Genomic DNA, 15696 nt, shown 5'->3' with positions numbered 1-15696 from the left:
GTGCCACGGGCGGGCCACGCCCGCGCACCAGGCGCGGTGGCACCCGTCGCCGGCAGGCCGGCCCTGTCGCCGCCCGGCGCGGGCGATCTACGCTCTGCCGCATGACCTCCACGACGCCGCACAGCCCTCAGCCCGACCCCGAGACCGGTGCCGCCGTCAAGGCCGCGGACCGCGCCCACGTCTTCCACTCCTGGTCGGCGCAGGAACTCATCGACCCGCTCGCCGTGGCCGGCGCGGAGGGTTCGTACTTCTGGGACTACGAGGGCAGGCGCTACCTGGACTTCTCCAGCGGCCTGGTCTTCACCAACATCGGGTACCAGCACCCCAAGGTGGTCGCCGCGATCCAGGAACAGGCCGGGAAGCTCGCCACCTTCGCGCCCGCGTTCGCCGTGGAGTCCCGCTCGGAGGCGGCCCGGCTGATCGCCGGACGCACGCCCGGCGACCTCGACAAGATCTTCTTCACCAACGCGGGCGCCGAGGCCGTCGAACACGCGATCCGGATGGCGCGCCTGCACACCGGCCGCCACAAGGTCCTCTCCGCCTACCGCTCCTACCACGGCGGCACCCAGCAGACGGTGAACGTCACCGGCGACCCGCGCCGCTGGGCCTCCGACACCGGGCAGGCCGGCGTGGCGCGCTTCTGGGCCCCGTTCCTCTACCGCTCCCGCTTCTACGCGGAGAACGAGGAGCAGGAGTGCGCCCGAGCGCTGGAGCACCTGGAGACCACCATCGCCTTCGAGGGCCCGGCGACGATCGCCGCGGTGATCCTGGAGTCGGTCCCCGGCGGCGCGGGGATCATGGTGCCGCCGCCGGGCTACCTCCGGGGCGTCCGGGAGATCTGCGACCGGCACGGGATCGTGTTCATCCTGGACGAGGTGATGGCCGGCTTCGGCCGCACCGGCACCTGGTTCGCCGCGGACCTGTTCGACGTGGTGCCCGACCTGATGACCTTCGCCAAGGGCGTCAACTCCGGTTACGTGCCGCTGGGCGGCGTGGCGATCTCCGCGGAGATCGCCGCGACCTTCGCGCGGCGCCCCTACCCCGGTGGTCTCACCTACTCCGGGCACCCGCTGGCCTGCGCGGCGGCCGTCGCGACCATCCGGGTGATGGAGGAGGAGGGCATCGTGGAGAACGCCGCGCGGATGGGCGCGGAGGTCCTGGGTCCCGGGCTGCGGGAGCTGGCGGAGCGGCACCCCTCGGTGGGCGACGTCCGCGGCGTCGGCATGTTCTGGGCCGTGGAACTGGTCCGCGACCGCGCGACCCGTGAGCCGCTGGTGCCGTACAACGCGTCGGGGGAGGCCAACGCGCCGATGGCCGCCTTCGCCGCGGCGGCCAAGGCCAACGGGCTGTGGCCGTTCGTGAACATGAACCGGACCCATGTGGCGCCGCCGTGCACGGCCACCGGGAGCGAGCTCAAGGAAGGGCTGGCCGCGCTGGACGCGGCGCTGGCCGTGGCGGACTCGTACACCGTGTGACCACCCCGCCACATGAGCATGCCCGCCGCATGACCGCGCCCGCCGCGTGACCGCGTCGCCCCGGGTGCCGGGCGGGGAGGGGCCCGGCGCCCGCTCCCCGCCCGCTGGTTAAGGTGACCGCAGGCCCACCGCGGAGGTGCCGCGGGCGCACCAGGGAAGGAAGAGCGCCGATGGGAGCGACCGGCGCCCCCGGCCCCGTGACCCGCAGCACGCTGCGGCAGCAGATCGCCGAGGCGTTGCGCGACGAGGTGCTGGCCGGCCGGCTGCACCCCGGCCAGGAGTTCACCGTCAAGGAGATCGCCGAGCAGTACGGCGTCTCCGCCACCCCCGTCCGCGAGGCGCTGGTCGACCTGGCCGCGCAGGAACTGCTGCGGGCGGTGCAGCACCGCGGCTTCCAGGTGCGGGCCTTCGGCGTCGAGGACTTCCGGCACATCGTGCAGGCGCGGGTGCTGGTGTCGGACGGCATCTTCGACCGGCTGACCGCCCGGGCGCGGGCCGCCGGCCACGCCTTCCCCGACGAGGCGGAGGCGGCCTCGCTGCTCGCGGTCCGGCGGCGCGGCGAGGAGTGCCAGCGGGCCGCGCAGTCCGGGGAGCTGTCCGTGCTGATCGGCTACGACCTGCGGTTCTGGCGGGAGTTGAGCAGCCTCTTCGGCAATCCGTACCTCACGGACTTCCTGCACCGGCTGCGCGTCCAGGCCTGGGTGTGCACCGTGCAGCATCTGCGGAGGCTCTCCGACCTGCGTGAGCACATGTGGGCCGGGCATACGTCCCTGGTGGACTCACTGGGGCGCGGCGACACCACGGAGTCGCGACGGCTGGTCGCGGAGAGCAACACCTTCTCCCTGGAACTGGTGGAGCGTCTCACCGCCTCGGACGGCGCGGAGGGCACCCGGGGGCCCGGGGACGGATAGAGGTCCCTTCCACGGGGGACCACACCTGCACGGGCCGGACCGGGCCCGCACCGCACGCACTCGCACTACGCTTCCCTTTCCACCTCCGACCCGAGGAGCCGTCCTTTGGCCTGTGACCTGTGGCTGGTCCCGCTCGTCGACGTGTTGTGCCACACCCCGGACAATCCCTTCGCCGAGGAACTCGCCCTGTACGACCGGGCGTTGATGGCCAGCGGCGCGCAGCCGGTGCCGATCCACCAGTACATGCCGGGGATCTCGGGCGACGTCGCCCCGGTCGCCGGCTTCGACTACGAGGCACTGCACTTCCTGCGGCGGGTCTACCTGCTCCAGGCCTGCGGGCTGCCGGTGACGCCGGTGGACGAACTGGGCGGCGACTACGAGCAGTTGCTGGAGATGTTCGAGAGCACGGCGCAGCGGTCGCACCTGGTCTGGCACTACGACCACGCCGGGGCCTACCTCCCGGTGGACTTCCCGCACCCCTTGGTCAACGACGAACTCCTCGACAACGGAGGGCCGCTGGGGTCCTCGCACGGGCTGCTGCGGGACCTGGAGTTCATCGGGCCCGCGCTGGGCATCGACCCCGCCAACCCGCCCGCCGCGCCCGCGCCGCCGTCCGCGCCCACGGAGCTGGAGCAGCCGGCGGAACCGGCGCCCTACGACCCGAGCCCGTTCGCCCGTGAGCGTCACGTGTGGCTGGGGCTGCACGCGGCGGCGGTGCGGAGCCTCGGGCAGGGGTCGATGATCGTGTTCAGCTGATGGGTGAGGCGGAGGCCGCCCGGGCGTACGGGCGGCATCCGGAGCTGCTTCCGGGATTCGTCCGCGACGCGCGGGGCGAGGACGGGCGGCAGGTCGTCGTCCTGCGGTGGGAGGAGTCGCGGGAGCTGGCGCGGCTCAGCCTCTCGCGGTTCCCGGCGTGGAACAGCGCGAGCCTGGACTGGTCGGCGGTTCCCCCGGTGGAGTCCGTGGAGTGGGACGACGGGGCCGGGTTCGCGTCGGTGCTGCGGCGGTACGGCGCGGGGGCGGACGGGGTGGTCGTCTTCTGGGGCGACCTGTCGGTCCCCACGGTGGTGATGCCGGTGGAGGTCGCGGTGCGGCGCGGCACCGAACTGTGGGACGTGGGGCCCGAGTTCTGGACGTACCCGCTCGACGGCGACGTCCTGGTCGAGGCGCGCTGGGGCTCCCCCGTCGTGGTGGGCCGGATCCCCCCGGCCCCGTACCCGTCCCCCTGAACCGCACCGCCCGGCCCTCGGGGCGGGCGGCCCGCACGGCGCGGCGGCCCGCGGGAGGGAACCCGCGGGCCGCCGCCGGGTCAGGCGGGGAGGGTCTCCGCCAGGGTGCGGGCGGCGCGCTCCGTGTCGGCGAAGCCGACGTAGAGCGGGGTGAAGCCGAAGCGGAGGACGTCGGGGTGGCGGAAGTCGCCGACCACGCCGCGGGCGGTCAGCGCCCGCATGACCTCGCCGGCCCGTTCGTGCCGGAGGGCGATCTGGCTGCCCCGCTCCTCGTGCGCGAGCGGCGTCACGCACTCCACCGCGCCCTCGGGCACGTACCGCGCGACGCACTCCAGGAAGAAGTCGGTGAGCGCGAGCGACTTCTGCCGGACCGCGGCGATGTCCACGCCCTCCCAGACGTCCAGCGCCGCGTCCAGGGCGAGGAGGGAGAGGATCTCCGGCGTTCCCACCCGCCCCCGCACCGCACCGGCGGCCGGTGTGTAGCCGGGGCGCATCCCGAACGGCTCGACGTGCGAGTTCCAGCCGGGCAGCGGTGTGTCGAACCGCTCCTGGAGGCCGTGCCGGACGTACAGGTACGCCGGCGCGCCGGGGCCGCCGTTGAGGAACTTGTAGGTGCAGCCGACCGCCAGGTCGACCCCGTGCGCGTCCAGCTCCACCGGCAGCGCGCCCGCGCTGTGGCAGAGGTCCCAGACGGCCACCGCGCCCACCGCGTGGACGGCGGCGGTGAGGCCCGGCAGGTCGAACAGCCGCCCCGAGCGGTAGTCGACGTGGTTGAGCAGCACCGCCGCGGTGCGCGGACCGAGCGCCGCCGGAACCTCCTCCGGCCGCACCGGCCGCAGCGCGCAGCCCGTCATCCGCGCCGCCGACTCGGCGATGTAGCCGTCCGTGGGGAACGTCGTGGCGTCGACCAGGATCTCGTCCCGCTCGACCGCGCCGTCGCCCTCGCGGGCGATCCGCACCGCCGCGACCAGCGCCTTGAAGACGTTGACCGAGGTGGAGTCGCCCACCACGACCTGGCCCGGCGCCGCGCCGACCAGCGGCGCGATCCGGTCGCCGATCCGCTCGGGCGCGGTCCACCAGCCGCTCTCGTCCCAGGACCGGATCCGCAGTTCGCCCCACTCGCGCCGCACGACGTCCTGCAGCCGCTCGGCGACCCCCGCCGGCAGCGCGCCGAGGGAGTTGCCGTCCAGGTAGACGACGTCGTCCAGCACGAAGCGGGAGCGCAGGGCGGCCAGCGGGTCGGCGGCGTCCAGTTCCGTGGCCTTCGACAGGAGTTCAGACATGGGAGCGCGCCGTCCAGAGCTCGGGGAACACGGTGTTGCGGGCCCGCTTCTCCAGCCAGGCCACCCCGGCGGAGCCGCCCGTGCCGGTCTTGGAGCCCATGGCGCGCCGGGTGGCGACCAGGTGGTCGTTGCGCCAGCGCCAGACCAGTTCGGCGACGTCGGTCAGCGCCTCGCCGAGACGGACCAGCGGGTCGTTCTGGTCCCCGGTGTAGATCTCGGCCCACACCCGCTCGACCTCGGGCGACGGCTCGTACTTCTCCGAGACGTCGCGCCGCAGCACCGCCTCCGGCACGGCGTGGCCGCCGCGGGCGAGGAACCGCAGCACCTCGTCGTAGAGCGAGGGCTCGTGGAGCGCCTTCTCCAGTTCCGCGTGGGCGCGGGGCGTGCCGCGGTGCGGGACCAGCATCGAGCGGGACTTGTCGCCGAGGAGGAACTCCAGGCGGCGGTACATCGCCGACTGGAAGCCGGAGCCCTCGCCGAGGGCGCCCCGGTAGGAGTTGAACTGCGCCGGGGTGAGCTGCCCCAGCGGGGTCCAGGAGGCGTTGAGCGCCTCCAGTTCCCGCACCGAGCGCTTGAGCGCGTCGACCGCCGTGGGGACGTCGTCACGGCGGAGGGCTTGCGAAGCGGTCTCCCACTCGTGGACGATCACCGTGAACCACAGCTCCATGACCTGGGTGGTCACCAGGAACACCATCTCGCCCGGGTCGTCCGAGCGGGGCTGCTGGAGGTGGGTCAGCACGTCCGCCCGGACGTAGTCCTCGTAGGGCGTCGAGCCGTCGAACTCGAGATGCGGGGTCTCCGGCTCGTGGGTCTGCTGAGCCTGTCGGGACATCGCTGTCTCCTGCTGTACTCCGGGTAGCGGTCCGCCCCTGCCGATACCGGCACGGGGGCCCCGGTCCCCGCGGCAATCCTCCGCAATGATCCCCCGGTCGGGCAATACCCGCCTGGTGGGACCCTTCCGGACGACGCCCGGACGGACCCGCCGGGACTCCCGCGCCGGGAAACCGCCGCACCGGCGGACACCCGCACGACCGGACCTCCCGAGGGAGGCTGCCGAGAGAGGCTGGAACGCATGACCGACGAGGAGAGGACGGCCGCCGCCCGGGAGCGGGCCGCCGCCGAGGAGAGATCCGTCTTCTCGCACAAGCCCGTCGCCCCGGACGCCACCCGCGCCTACGGGGACCACCCGGACCAGGTGGTCGACTTCTACGCGCCGCCCGCCGGGCCGGCGCCCGCGCCGCTGGTCGTGGTGGTGCACGGCGGGGCCTGGCGGGCCCCGTACGACCGGCTGCACGTCACCCCCTTCGCCCGCTTCCTGGCCCGCCGCGGTTTCGCCGTGGCCGTGCCCGAGTACCGGCGCGGCGGTGCGGCGCAGGGCGAGGCGGGCCGCTGGCCGCAGACGCTGGACGACGTCGCCGCCGCGCTGGACGCGCTGCCCCGGCTGGCCGCCGAGGCGCTCGGCGGGCGGGCCGACACCGGCCGCACGGTGCTCACCGGGCACTCCGCCGGCGGCCACCTGGTGCTGTGGGCCGCCGCCCGCCACCTGCTGCCCGAGGGCAGCCCCTGGCGCGCCGCGGCCCCGCCGCGGATCCGCGGGGTGGTGGCGCTGGCGCCCATCGCCGACCTCGGGGCCGCCGAGAAGCTGGAGGTCTGCGGTCACGCCGCGCTGCAGTTCCTGGGCGGTCCGGACCTCTTCGAGGAGCGGCGCCCGCACGCCGACCCGGTGCTGCTGGTGCCCACCGGCATCGCCACCGCCGTCGTGCAGGGCGGGGAGGACGCCGACGTCCCGCCGCCGGTCGCCGAGTCGTACGCGAGGGCCGCGGCCCTCGCGGGCGAGGTGGTGGGCGTGACGCTGCTGGAGGGCGTCGGCCACTTCCCGCTGATCGACCCGGCCGCCGACGCGTGCGCCGTGGTGGCGGAGGAGATCGCCCAGCTGGCGTGGTGAACGGGGTGCCCCGAATGGCATGGTGAACGGGTGAACTCCCCCGTCGCCCCGGTCTTCTCCCCCTCCGACCCGGACTTCGTCGCCGACCCGTACCCGGCCTACGGCGCGCTGCGGGCGCGCGGCCGGGTGCTGTGGTGCGAGGAGACCGGCCAGTGGCTGGTGCCGCGCCACGCCGACGTGTCCGCGCTGCTGCGCGACCGGCGGCTGGGGCGGACCTACCGGCACCGCTTCACCGACGAGGAGTTCGGCCGCACGCCTCCCCCGCCGGAGCACGAGCCGTTCCACACCCTCAACGACCACGGGATGCTCGACCTGGAGCCGCCGGACCACACCCGGATCCGGCGGCTGGTCTCCCAGGCGTTCACCCCGCGCACCGTGGAGCGGCTGCGGCCGTACGTGCGCTCACTGGCCGGGGAGCTGGCCGGGCGGCTGGTGGACGCGGGCGGCGGCGACCTGCTGGCGGAGGTCGCCGAACCGCTGCCGGTGGCGGTGATCGCCGAGATGCTGGGCGTGCCCGAGGCCGACCGGGCGCCGCTGCGGCCCTGGTCGGCGGCGATCTGCGGGATGTACGAGCTGAACCCGTCCGGGGAGACGGCGGCGCGGGCGGTGCGCGCCTCCGTGGAGTTCGGCGACTACCTGCGGGAGCTGATCGCCGAGCGGCGCCGCCGGCCCGGCGGGGACGACCTGATCTCGGCCCTGATCGCCGCCCACGACGAGGGCGACCGGCTCACCGAGCAGGAGATGGTCTCCACCTGCGTGCTGCTGCTCAACGCGGGCCACGAGGCCACCGTCAACGGCACGGGCAACGCCTGGGCGGCGCTCTTCGGCCATCCGGAGCAGCTGGCGGCGCTGCGCGCGGACCACTCGCTGGTGCCGTCCGCGGTGGAGGAGCTGCTGCGCTTCGACACGCCCCTGCAGCTCTTCGAGCGCTGGGTCCTGGAGGAGATCGAGATCGACGGGACGGTGATCCCGCGCGGCGCGGAGCTGGCGCTGCTGTTCGGGTCCGCCAACCGTGATCCGGCGGCGTTCGAGCGGCCGGACCGGCTCGACCTGGCCCGGCGGGAGAATCCGCACATCTCGTTCAGCGCGGGGATCCACTACTGCATCGGGGCGCCGCTGGCCCGGATGGAGCTGGCCGCCTCGTTGACCGCGCTGCTGGAGCGGGCGCCGCGGATGCGGCTCGCCGCGGAGCCGGTCCGGCGGCCGAACCTGGTGATGCGGGGCCTCGCGGAGCTGCGGGTGGAGACCCGCTGAGCCCGGGGCCGGCGGCGGGGGTCAGCCGGCGACCTGCTCCCCGCCCGGTCGCGGGCCGACCGCGGCGATCGCGTCGGCGGCGGTGGGGTGGATGGCCAGGACGGTGTCCAGGCCGGTCAGCTTGAGCATCCGGTCCAGCCGGGGCGGCACCGCGGCCAGCGCCATGGCGCCGCCCACGGACTGGGCGGCGTGCCAGATGTTGATCAGCGCGTTGAGGCCGGCCGAGTCGCAGAACCCGACCCGCGACAGGTCCAGGACGAGACGGTTGCGTCCCTGCTCGATCAGCTCGAGCACCCGGGAGCGGAGCATCGGCGCGGTGTGGAAGTCGATCTCGCCGCCGACCTTGGCGACGGCCAGCGGACCGTGGGTCTCCTCCACGGTCAGGAGCAGCTCTTGCTCGGACACGTCGTTCAGTGCTCCTCGTCCGTAGCGTCCGTGGGCAAAGTCGTGGTGTGCGCGGTGGACGTCACGCCCGGGGTGCGCCGCTCGGCCTCCTCGGCGGTCGGCACCGAGAGCGCCAGGAGCGCCACGTCGTCCTCCGCCCCTTCGGGGAGCGAGTCCAGCAGGTCCACGATGTCCTCCACCAGTCCGGCGGCGCCGCCGAGACCCCGGCGGCGCGCCAGGAAGGCGGCCAGTCCCTCGTCACCGATCATCTGTCTGTCCTCGCCGGCCCTGGCCTCGATGAGCCCGTCGGTGTACAGGAGCAGCACCTCGCCCGGGGCCAGGACGACCGTACGGGACCGGAAGCGGGCCTCGGGAAGCGCCCCTATCAGCATGCCTCCTTCCAGGCTCACGGCGCTCACCGACGGCACGCCGTCGGGCCCGCCCGCCACGTGGTACGCGGGGGGATGGCCGCCGGTGGCCACCTCGACCTCGAAGCCGCCCTCCTCGCGCGGGGTGAGGACGCCGAAGATCGCCGTGCAGAACTTGCTGGTCAGGCTGTCGCCGAGGAGTTCGGTGTTCAGCGTGTCCAGGACGGCCACCGGGTCCGGCGCGTGGTGGGCCGCGGCGCGCAGGGTGTGCCGGGCCAGCGCGGTGACGGTGGCCGCGTCCGGGCCCTTGCCGCACACGTCGCCGAGCAGGAAGGCCCAGCGGTCGCCGTCGAGCGGGAACACGTCGTAGAAGTCGCCGCCCAGGTCGTGGACCGAGGCCGCGTGGTAGTGGCAGGCCAGCTCCAGGCCGGGGACGGCGGGCAGCGCGGGCGGGAGGAGGGTCCGCTGCAGGGTGCTGGTCAGGGACTCCAGGACCCTGCGGTCCTTCTCGGCGCGCAGCCGGGCGGCCCGCTCGTCCTCCACCTGGCGGACCACCGCCTGGCGCCGCTCCTGCTCCCGGCGCAGGGCGCGCAGCGCGGTCAGCCGCAGCTCCATCTCGTCCAGCACGACCTGCGCCAGGTCCTGGAGGGCGGTGAGGTCCTCGTCGCCGAGGGTGCGGGGGCGGGTGTCGAAGATGCTGACGGTGCCCAGTTTGTGGCCGTCCGCGCTGACGATCGGCGCGGCGGCGTAGAAGCGTATCCCCAGCGGGCCGGTGACCATCGGGTTCGTCGCGGCCAGCGGGTCCAGCCGGGTGTCGGGGATGACCATGGGGCCGTCGTGGAGGAGGGCCAGGCCGCACAGCCCGTCGGCCCGGCTCACCTCGGTGACGTCGTCCAGACCGTGCCGGGCCTTGAACCAGATGCGGTCGCTGTCGACGAAGGTCACCGCGGCGAGGGGGACCTGGAAGACGCGGGCCGCGAGGCGGGCGACGCGGTCGAAGGAGCCGTCCGGGGGCGTGTCGAGGATTTCGTAGCGGCGCACCGCCGCGACCCGTGCGGACTCCGTCTCCGAGTCCGGTCCCACGGCATTCTCTCGCAGCATGGGCCTGTTCGGTTCCTCGTTCTGATCGCCGTTTCCCCCTCGGTGCCGCCGGGGCGGCGGCACCGGAACCCCCAAGGCTAGAGGAACGCGGACGGTTCCGGTGCCGTGAAGATCGCATGGGGCGTCGTCCCGGGTCATTCCCCGGGTCTCTACTTCGTGTCCAGATCCCTCCGCCGGAAACCCCTCAGCCCGGTCAGGCAGAGGCCTGCGGCGACCAGGGTGAGCACCGTCACCGGCGTCCAGTCCATGGCCGCGGCAGGGAGCCGGGGCACGTGGCCCAGCGGGGACAGGTCACCGGTCCACTCCGGGAACCGGAGGATCTGCCCCAGGTAGCCGACGACGAAGGCGTACAGCGGCACCGCCCAGGCCAGCGCCGTCGCCCGGGGCAGCCAGCCGAACAGGACCAGGGCCACGCCCGCCGCGGTCCACAGGGCCGGCACGTGTACCAGGGCGGCGGCGACCAGGTCGCCGGTCATGGCGTGGTCGCCGGTCGCGGCGGCGGCCGCGAGGCCGAAGCCGAGCCCGGCCAGCAGCTGCGTCACGACGGCGCCGAGCAGGGCGACCGCCAGGTGGCCGCCCAGCCAGGCGGTCCGGGAGAGGCCGGTGGACAGCAGCGCCTCGGCCCGCCCGCCGGTCTCCTCGGCACGGGCGCGGAGGGTGGCCATCACCACGTAGACCATGGAGACCACCGCGATGACCACCATCACCATCGCCGCGAACGACTCCGCGAGGGTGGCCCCGCCGATCTCGGCCAGGGCCTCCTGGATCTGGTCGACGCCGCCGAGCATCTCCTCGATGTCGCCGATGATCGACCCGTACATCGCCCCCATCACGAACAGCCCGGCGCCGAAGCCGGCCAGCAGCCCGCGCTGGAGCCGCAGGGCGAGGCCGAACGGGCCGGCCAGCGCCCGGGAGGCGGTGGTGCGGCCCAGCCGGGCGGGGCGCAGTCCGGCGCCCACGTCGCGCCGGGCGGAGAGCAGGAAGCCGGTGGCCGCGCAGGCCGCCGCCGCGCCCAGGCAGAGCAGCAGCGGCCACCAGCGGTCGTCCACGTACGGGTAGGCGCGCTGGGCCCAGCCGATCGGGGACGCCCAGCTCAGCGCCTCGTTCCCGGTGTCGCCGGCCGCCCGCAGGACGTACGCCCCGCCGATCACGGCCAGGGCGAGCCCGGAGGCGCCGCGGGTGGAGGAGGTGATCTGGGCGGTGATCGCGGCGACACCGGCGAAGACGACGCCGGCCGCGGCGTGGGCGAAGCCGTAGACCAGCGAGCCGGACAGGTCGAGCGACTCGACGCCGAGTCCGGCCAGGCCCGCGGTGAGCAGCAGGGCGAGCGCCAGGTCGGCCAGCACGGCGAGGCCGAGGGCGGCGGCGAGCGGGGCGTGGCGTCCGACGACGGTGGAGCGGATCAGCTCGGCGCGGCCGGTCTCCTCCTCGTCGCGGGTGTGCCGGGTGACGATCAGGACGCTCATCAGGCCGACCAGCACGCCCGCGAAGCCGATCATCCCGTGGCCGAGCATGGCGCCGTAGGTGTAGTCGTCGAGGTAGTGGCGGGGGCCGGTCATGGCCAGCGCGGCGGGGGTCCCCATGGTCCTGGCGGCGGTGGCCCGGGCCTCGGGGGAGTCGTAGAGGGCGGCGTAGCTGTCGGCGGTGGCCAGGGTGCCGGCGAGCAGGGCCAGCAGCCAGACGGGGAGGCGGACGCGGTCCCGGCGCAGGGCGAAGCGGAGCAGGGTGCCGGTGCCGGTGAACGCCGGGCGGGAGGCGGGGTGCGCGGTCACGCCCGCGGGGCGGGTCGCCGTGGTGGTCACCGGACGGCCCCGGCCTCTCCGGCGTCCCCGGCCGCACCGGCCGCGTCGGCCGGGGACGCCGCGCCGGTCCGGCCGTCGGCGTCCCGGTGGCCGTCGGCGCCCCGGTGGCCGTTGGCGGCGAGCTCGTCCCCGTAGTGGCGGAGCATCAGCTCCTCCAGGGTGGGCGGGTGGCTGACCAGGCTGCGGACGCCGGCCTCGCCGAGGAGGCGCACGGCGGCGTCGAGCCGCCCGCCGTCCACCGCGAACCGGACCCGTGCCCCGTCGAGGGTGACGTCGTGCACGCCGGGCAGCGCCTCCAGGCCGGTGGCCGGCCGGTCGGTCTCGGCCTCGACGGTGGTGCGGGTGAGGTGGCGCATCTCGGCGAGGGTGCCGGACTGGACGGTCCGGCCGCGCCGGACGATCGACACGCGGTCGGCCAGCTTCTCCACCTGGGCCAGGATGTGGCTGGAGAGCAGCACCGTCCGCCCGGCCTCCTTGGCCTCGCGGACCACGTCCTGGAAGACGACCTCCATCAGCGGGTCCAGGCCCGAGGTGGGCTCGTCGAGGAGCAGCAGCTCGGCGTCGGAGGCGAGCGCGGCGACGATGGCGACCTTCTGCCGGTTGCCCTTGGAGTAGGCCCGCCCCTTCTTGCGCGGGTCCAGGTCGAACCGGTCGATCAGCTCGTCCCGGCGCCGCCGGCCGGTGCCGCCGCGCAGCCGCGACAGCAGGTCGATGGCCTCGCCGCCGCTGAGGTTGGGCCACAGCTCGACGTCGCCGGGCACGTAGGCGAGGCGGCGGTGCGCCTCGACGGCCCGGTCCCACGGGTCCAGGCCGAGCACGCGGGCGGCGCCGGCGTCGGCGTGCAGCAGGCCGAGCAGCACGCGGAGGGTGGTCGACTTGCCGGCCCCGTTGGGGCCGAGGAAGCCGTGCACCTCCCCGGTGCGGACCGACAGGTCGAGTCCGTCGAGGGCGCGGGTGGAGCCGAACGACTTCCGGAGTCCGGACACCTCGATCGCGAGGGATTCCTGCGTCATGCTTCTGAAGCTACGCTTTCTTCAAAAAGTTGTGAAGTTAAGGAACCGTATAAACTCGGGGGTCCAGGACGAGGAACGAGGTTGCGCATGACGGAGGCCGGGAAGTCCCCGAAGGAACGGGACCCGGAGGCGGTGTCGCGGTTCGTGGAACTCTTCGCGGGCCGGCTGACCGACGCCGGCATGGCCCGGATGCCCGCCCGGGTCTTCGCCGCGCTGCTCGCCTCCGACGACGGCGTCCTCACCTCGGCCCAGCTGGGCGACCAGCTGAGGGTCAGCCCCGCGGCGGTCTCCGGCGCGGTGCGCTACCTCTCCCAGACGCACCTGGTCTCCCGCGAGCGCGAACCGGGCTCGCGGCGGGAGCGGTACCGGGTCCACAGCGACCAGTGGTACGAGGCGGTCACCAACCGCGAGGCCCTGCTCCGCCACTGGCAGTCCGCCCTCCGCGAGGGCGTCACGGCCGTCGGCGCCGGCTCCCCGGCCGAGCGACGGCTGCGGGAGACGCTGGAGTTCTTCGAATTCATCGAGGTCGAGCTCACCGACATGATGCGGCGGTGGCGCGAGAAGCGGGAGGCCGCCGCCGGGCGCTGACACCGCCCCACCGGCGGACGCCGCCATCAGCCGCCGGCCGCCGCCGTCAGCGGGGAAGGGTCAGGTTCCACGCCCCCGGGCGGACCGTCCAGGTGCGGGTGCGGACCGGGCCCGCGACGGTGGCGTCGGCGCGGTAGCGGAAGTCGGCGCCGGAGACGGTGACGGTGCGGGCCGCGGCCTGGAGGGGGGCGGCCTCGGCGCCCACCGAGACGGGGCGGACCTCGACGTCGGCGCGGCCGGTGAAGCCGGGGGTCACGGTGACCGCGCGGACCGGCTGGTCCAGGTCGACCAGGGTGGACCCGTCGGTCTCGACGCGCAGGCGGGACGGGCCCGGACCGCCGTGGCGTTCCGTCCCGCGGGTCCTACAGGAAGGAGTTGATCTCGATCGTCTCGTCGCGGCCGGGGCCGACGCCGATCGCGGAGATGGGCGCGCCCGACATCTCCTCCAGCGCCTTCACGTACGCCTGCGCGTTCTTCGGCAGGTCGGAGAAGGACTTCGCCGAGGAGATGTCCTCGCTCCAGCCCGGCAGGTACTCGTAGACCGGCTTCGCGTGGTGGAAGTCGCTCTGGGAGTAGGGGAGTTCCTCGACCCGCTCGCCGTCGATCTCGTAGGCGACGCAGACCGGGATCTGCTCCCACCCGGTGAGCACGTCCAGCTTGGTGAGGAAGAAGTCCGTCAGCCCGTTCACCCGGGTGGCGTACCGCGCGATGACCGCGTCGAACCAGCCGCAGCGACGGTCGCGGCCGGTGGTGACACCGCGCTCGCCGCCGATGCGCCGCAGCGCCTCGCCGTCCTCGTCGAACAGCTCGGTCGGGAACGGACCCGAACCGACCCGCGTGGTGTACGCCTTCAGGATGCCGATGACACGGCTTATGCGCGTCGGGCCCACGCCCGCGCCGGTGCAGGCGCCGCCGGCCGTCGGGTTGCTGGAGGTGACGAACGGGTAGGTGCCGTGGTCGATGTCCAGCAGCGTGCCCTGGCCGCCCTCGAAGAGGACGACCTTGTCCTCGTCGAGCGCCTTGTTGAGCACCAGCACCGTGTCGGCGACGTACGGACGCAGCTGGTCCGCGTAACCGAGCAGCTCCTCGACCACCTGCTCCGCGGTGATGGCGCGGCGGTTGTAGAGCTTGGAGAACATCTGGTTCTTGACCTCGAGCGCGGCCTCCACCTTCTGCTGGAGGATCGACTCGTCGTACAGGTCCTGGACGCGGATGCCGGTGCGGTTGATCTTGTCGGCGTAGGTGGGGCCGATGCCGCGACCGGTGGTGCCGATCTTGCGCTTGCCCAGGAACCGCTCGCTCACCTTGTCCAGCGTGACGTTGTACGAGGTGATGATGTGCGCGTTGCCGCTGAGCAGCAGCTTGGACGTGTCGACGCCCCGCTCGTTGAGGCCGCTCAGCTCGGAGAGCAGCACCGAGGGGTCGACGACGACGCCGTTGCCGATGACGGGCACGCAGTTGGGGGAGAGGATGCCGGACGGCAGCAGGTGCAGCGCGTACTTCTGGTCGCCCACCACGACCGTGTGGCCGGCGTTGTTGCCGCCCTGGTAACGCACCACGTAGTCGACGGAGCCGCCGAGCAGGTCGGTGGCCTTTCCCTTGCCCTCGTCACCCCACTGAGCACCGAGCAGCACAAGTGCGGGCACAGGCGTACACCCCTTCCGGGCGGGGCATGTCCTGGGTCGGGGCGCGCGGCACGACCATGCCGTGCCCCGTGCGCCCGGCGGCCCTCGTCGGCCGCGGTTCCCGTCGGACCGGATGCCCCGGAATAGACGAAGCCCCTGGCACGAGGAACGCGGCGCAAGGGGCTCTTGCACAAAGATGCTACCCGAGGACCCGAGGAAGCGAGGCATGACCGAGGTGGCTTCGGACCAGCTTCTCGTGGTCGTCGACCCGTTTGCCCGAAGGACGGACGGGGAGTCCGTCCGGATCGCCAAGGACGTGCTGTGCGCGGGCGCACGGGTGAAGTGGTGCCTGCCGGAGGGGCCGGAGGAGTTCGTCCGGCAGCTGGAGCGCCGCGGCTCGCGGCGTCCGGTGGTGGTCGGTGACGACCACGCGCTGCTGCGGGCGGTGGCCGTGCTGGAGCGGCACGGCGAACTGGGCGGGTGCGCGCTGGCGGTGGTGCCGGTCGGGGCCCGGCCGGCCACGCTGTCGGTGGCCCGTTCGCTCGGGGTGCCGCCGGGCACGGTGGCGGCGGCGCGGGCGGTGCTGGAGGGGACGCCGCGGCGGCTGGACCTGCTGGCGGACGACGCGGGCGGGCTGGTGCTGGGGGCGCTGCGCATCCCGGCGGCGGACGCCCCGGCGCCGTCCCGGGGCGGGGGCCCGGTGCGGCGGCGCCGGTAT

Annotated in this window: 15 protein-coding genes and 1 pseudogene; 8 read left to right on the top strand and 8 right to left on the bottom strand. The window is 74.2% G+C overall.

From position 1 onward, the window contains the following. Positions 1–101: 101 nt before the first annotated feature. The 4 genes from A2U95_RS11450 to A2U95_RS11435 all read left to right on the top strand — a co-directional run bounded on the left by A2U95_RS11450 (position 102) and on the right by A2U95_RS11435 (position 3615). Positions 102–1475 (top strand): aspartate aminotransferase family protein, encoded by a 1374-nt coding sequence (locus tag A2U95_RS11450; RefSeq protein WP_166022031.1) that lies wholly within the window; start codon positions 102–104, stop codon positions 1473–1475. A 170-nt stretch (positions 1476–1645) separates the two neighbouring features. Further along, the gene (locus A2U95_RS11445) at positions 1646–2386 is read left to right on the top strand and encodes a GntR family transcriptional regulator (RefSeq protein WP_166022030.1); all 741 of its coding nucleotides are present in this window, start codon (positions 1646–1648) and stop codon (positions 2384–2386) included. Between the two features lie 105 nt (positions 2387–2491). After that, a complete protein-coding gene (locus A2U95_RS11440; RefSeq protein WP_166022029.1) occupies positions 2492–3142 on the top strand; it encodes a hypothetical protein in 651 nt (216 codons plus the stop codon). After that, positions 3142–3615 (top strand): hypothetical protein, encoded by a 474-nt coding sequence (locus A2U95_RS11435; RefSeq protein WP_166022028.1) that lies wholly within the window; start codon positions 3142–3144, stop codon positions 3613–3615. The genes A2U95_RS11440 and A2U95_RS11435 overlap by 1 nt, the downstream gene beginning before the upstream one ends. A gap of 80 nt (positions 3616–3695) precedes the next feature. On the opposite strand, the gene kynU is transcribed toward A2U95_RS11435, so the two are convergent. Then, positions 3696–4898 (bottom strand): kynureninase, encoded by a 1203-nt coding sequence (gene kynU / locus A2U95_RS11430; RefSeq protein ID WP_166022027.1) that lies wholly within the window; start codon positions 4896–4898, stop codon positions 3696–3698. Next, positions 4891–5730: a tryptophan 2,3-dioxygenase family protein gene (locus A2U95_RS11425; protein WP_166022026.1), complete on the bottom strand. Its 840-nt coding sequence runs from the start codon at positions 5728–5730 to the stop codon at positions 4891–4893. Before A2U95_RS11425 ends, kynU begins: the two co-directional genes overlap by 8 nt. 240 nt (positions 5731–5970) lie before the next feature. Between A2U95_RS11425 and A2U95_RS11420 the strand changes: the two genes are divergently transcribed. Next, positions 5971–6843 carry an alpha/beta hydrolase family protein gene (locus A2U95_RS11420; protein WP_166022025.1) on the top strand — a complete coding sequence of 291 codons (873 nt, stop codon included), beginning with the start codon at positions 5971–5973 and terminating at the stop codon, positions 6841–6843. Positions 6844–6873: 30 nt separating this feature from the next. Further along, entirely contained in the window at positions 6874–8097 is a 1224-nt protein-coding gene (locus A2U95_RS11415) for a cytochrome P450 (RefSeq protein WP_166022024.1), read from the top strand. Between the two features lie 21 nt (positions 8098–8118). On the opposite strand, the gene A2U95_RS11410 is transcribed toward A2U95_RS11415, so the two are convergent. The 4 genes from A2U95_RS11410 to A2U95_RS11395 form a co-directional block, all read right to left on the bottom strand. Beyond that, positions 8119–8502: an STAS domain-containing protein gene (locus A2U95_RS11410; RefSeq protein ID WP_166022023.1), complete on the bottom strand. Its 384-nt coding sequence runs from the start codon at positions 8500–8502 to the stop codon at positions 8119–8121. Positions 8503–8507: 5 nt separating this feature from the next. Beyond that, on the bottom strand, positions 8508–9950 hold the full coding sequence (locus A2U95_RS11405; protein ID WP_166022022.1) for a PP2C family protein-serine/threonine phosphatase: 1443 nt from the start codon (positions 9948–9950) through the stop codon (positions 8508–8510). Positions 9951–10099: 149 nt separating this feature from the next. Continuing rightward, positions 10100–11752: an ABC transporter permease gene (locus tag A2U95_RS11400; RefSeq protein WP_166022021.1), complete on the bottom strand. Its 1653-nt coding sequence runs from the start codon at positions 11750–11752 to the stop codon at positions 10100–10102. Next, a complete protein-coding gene (locus tag A2U95_RS11395; RefSeq protein WP_166022020.1) occupies positions 11749–12765 on the bottom strand; it encodes an ABC transporter ATP-binding protein in 1017 nt (338 codons plus the stop codon). The genes A2U95_RS11400 and A2U95_RS11395 overlap by 4 nt, the downstream gene beginning before the upstream one ends. An 87-nt stretch (positions 12766–12852) precedes the next feature. Here A2U95_RS11395 and A2U95_RS11390 point away from each other — a divergent pair, with 87 nt between their 5' ends. Further along, complete coding sequence (locus A2U95_RS11390; RefSeq protein ID WP_166022019.1) at positions 12853–13353, top strand: GbsR/MarR family transcriptional regulator; 501 nt, start codon at positions 12853–12855, stop codon at positions 13351–13353. Between the two features lie 46 nt (positions 13354–13399). On the opposite strand, the pseudogene A2U95_RS11385 reads toward A2U95_RS11390, so the two are convergent. Both A2U95_RS11385 and A2U95_RS11380 read right to left on the bottom strand, forming a co-directional pair. Further along, positions 13400–13687, bottom strand: a pseudogene (locus A2U95_RS11385) (diacylglycerol kinase); the annotation flags it as partial. A 28-nt stretch (positions 13688–13715) separates the two neighbouring features. Beyond that, on the bottom strand, positions 13716–14999 hold the full coding sequence (locus A2U95_RS11380; protein ID WP_166022018.1) for an adenylosuccinate synthase: 1284 nt from the start codon (positions 14997–14999) through the stop codon (positions 13716–13718). 205 nt (positions 15000–15204) lie between these two features. Here A2U95_RS11380 and A2U95_RS11375 point away from each other — a divergent pair. Next, positions 15205–15696: diacylglycerol kinase family protein (locus tag A2U95_RS11375; protein WP_476756103.1), on the top strand; the 492-nt coding region annotated here is incomplete at its 3' end.

It is taken from the genome of Streptomyces chilikensis (genome assembly GCF_001642695.1).
Classification (GTDB): domain Bacteria; phylum Actinomycetota; class Actinomycetes; order Streptomycetales; family Streptomycetaceae; genus Streptomyces; species Streptomyces chilikensis.
Note: the sequence above shows the minus strand (reverse complement) of the source record. Positions and strands in the feature narration are given on the sequence as shown.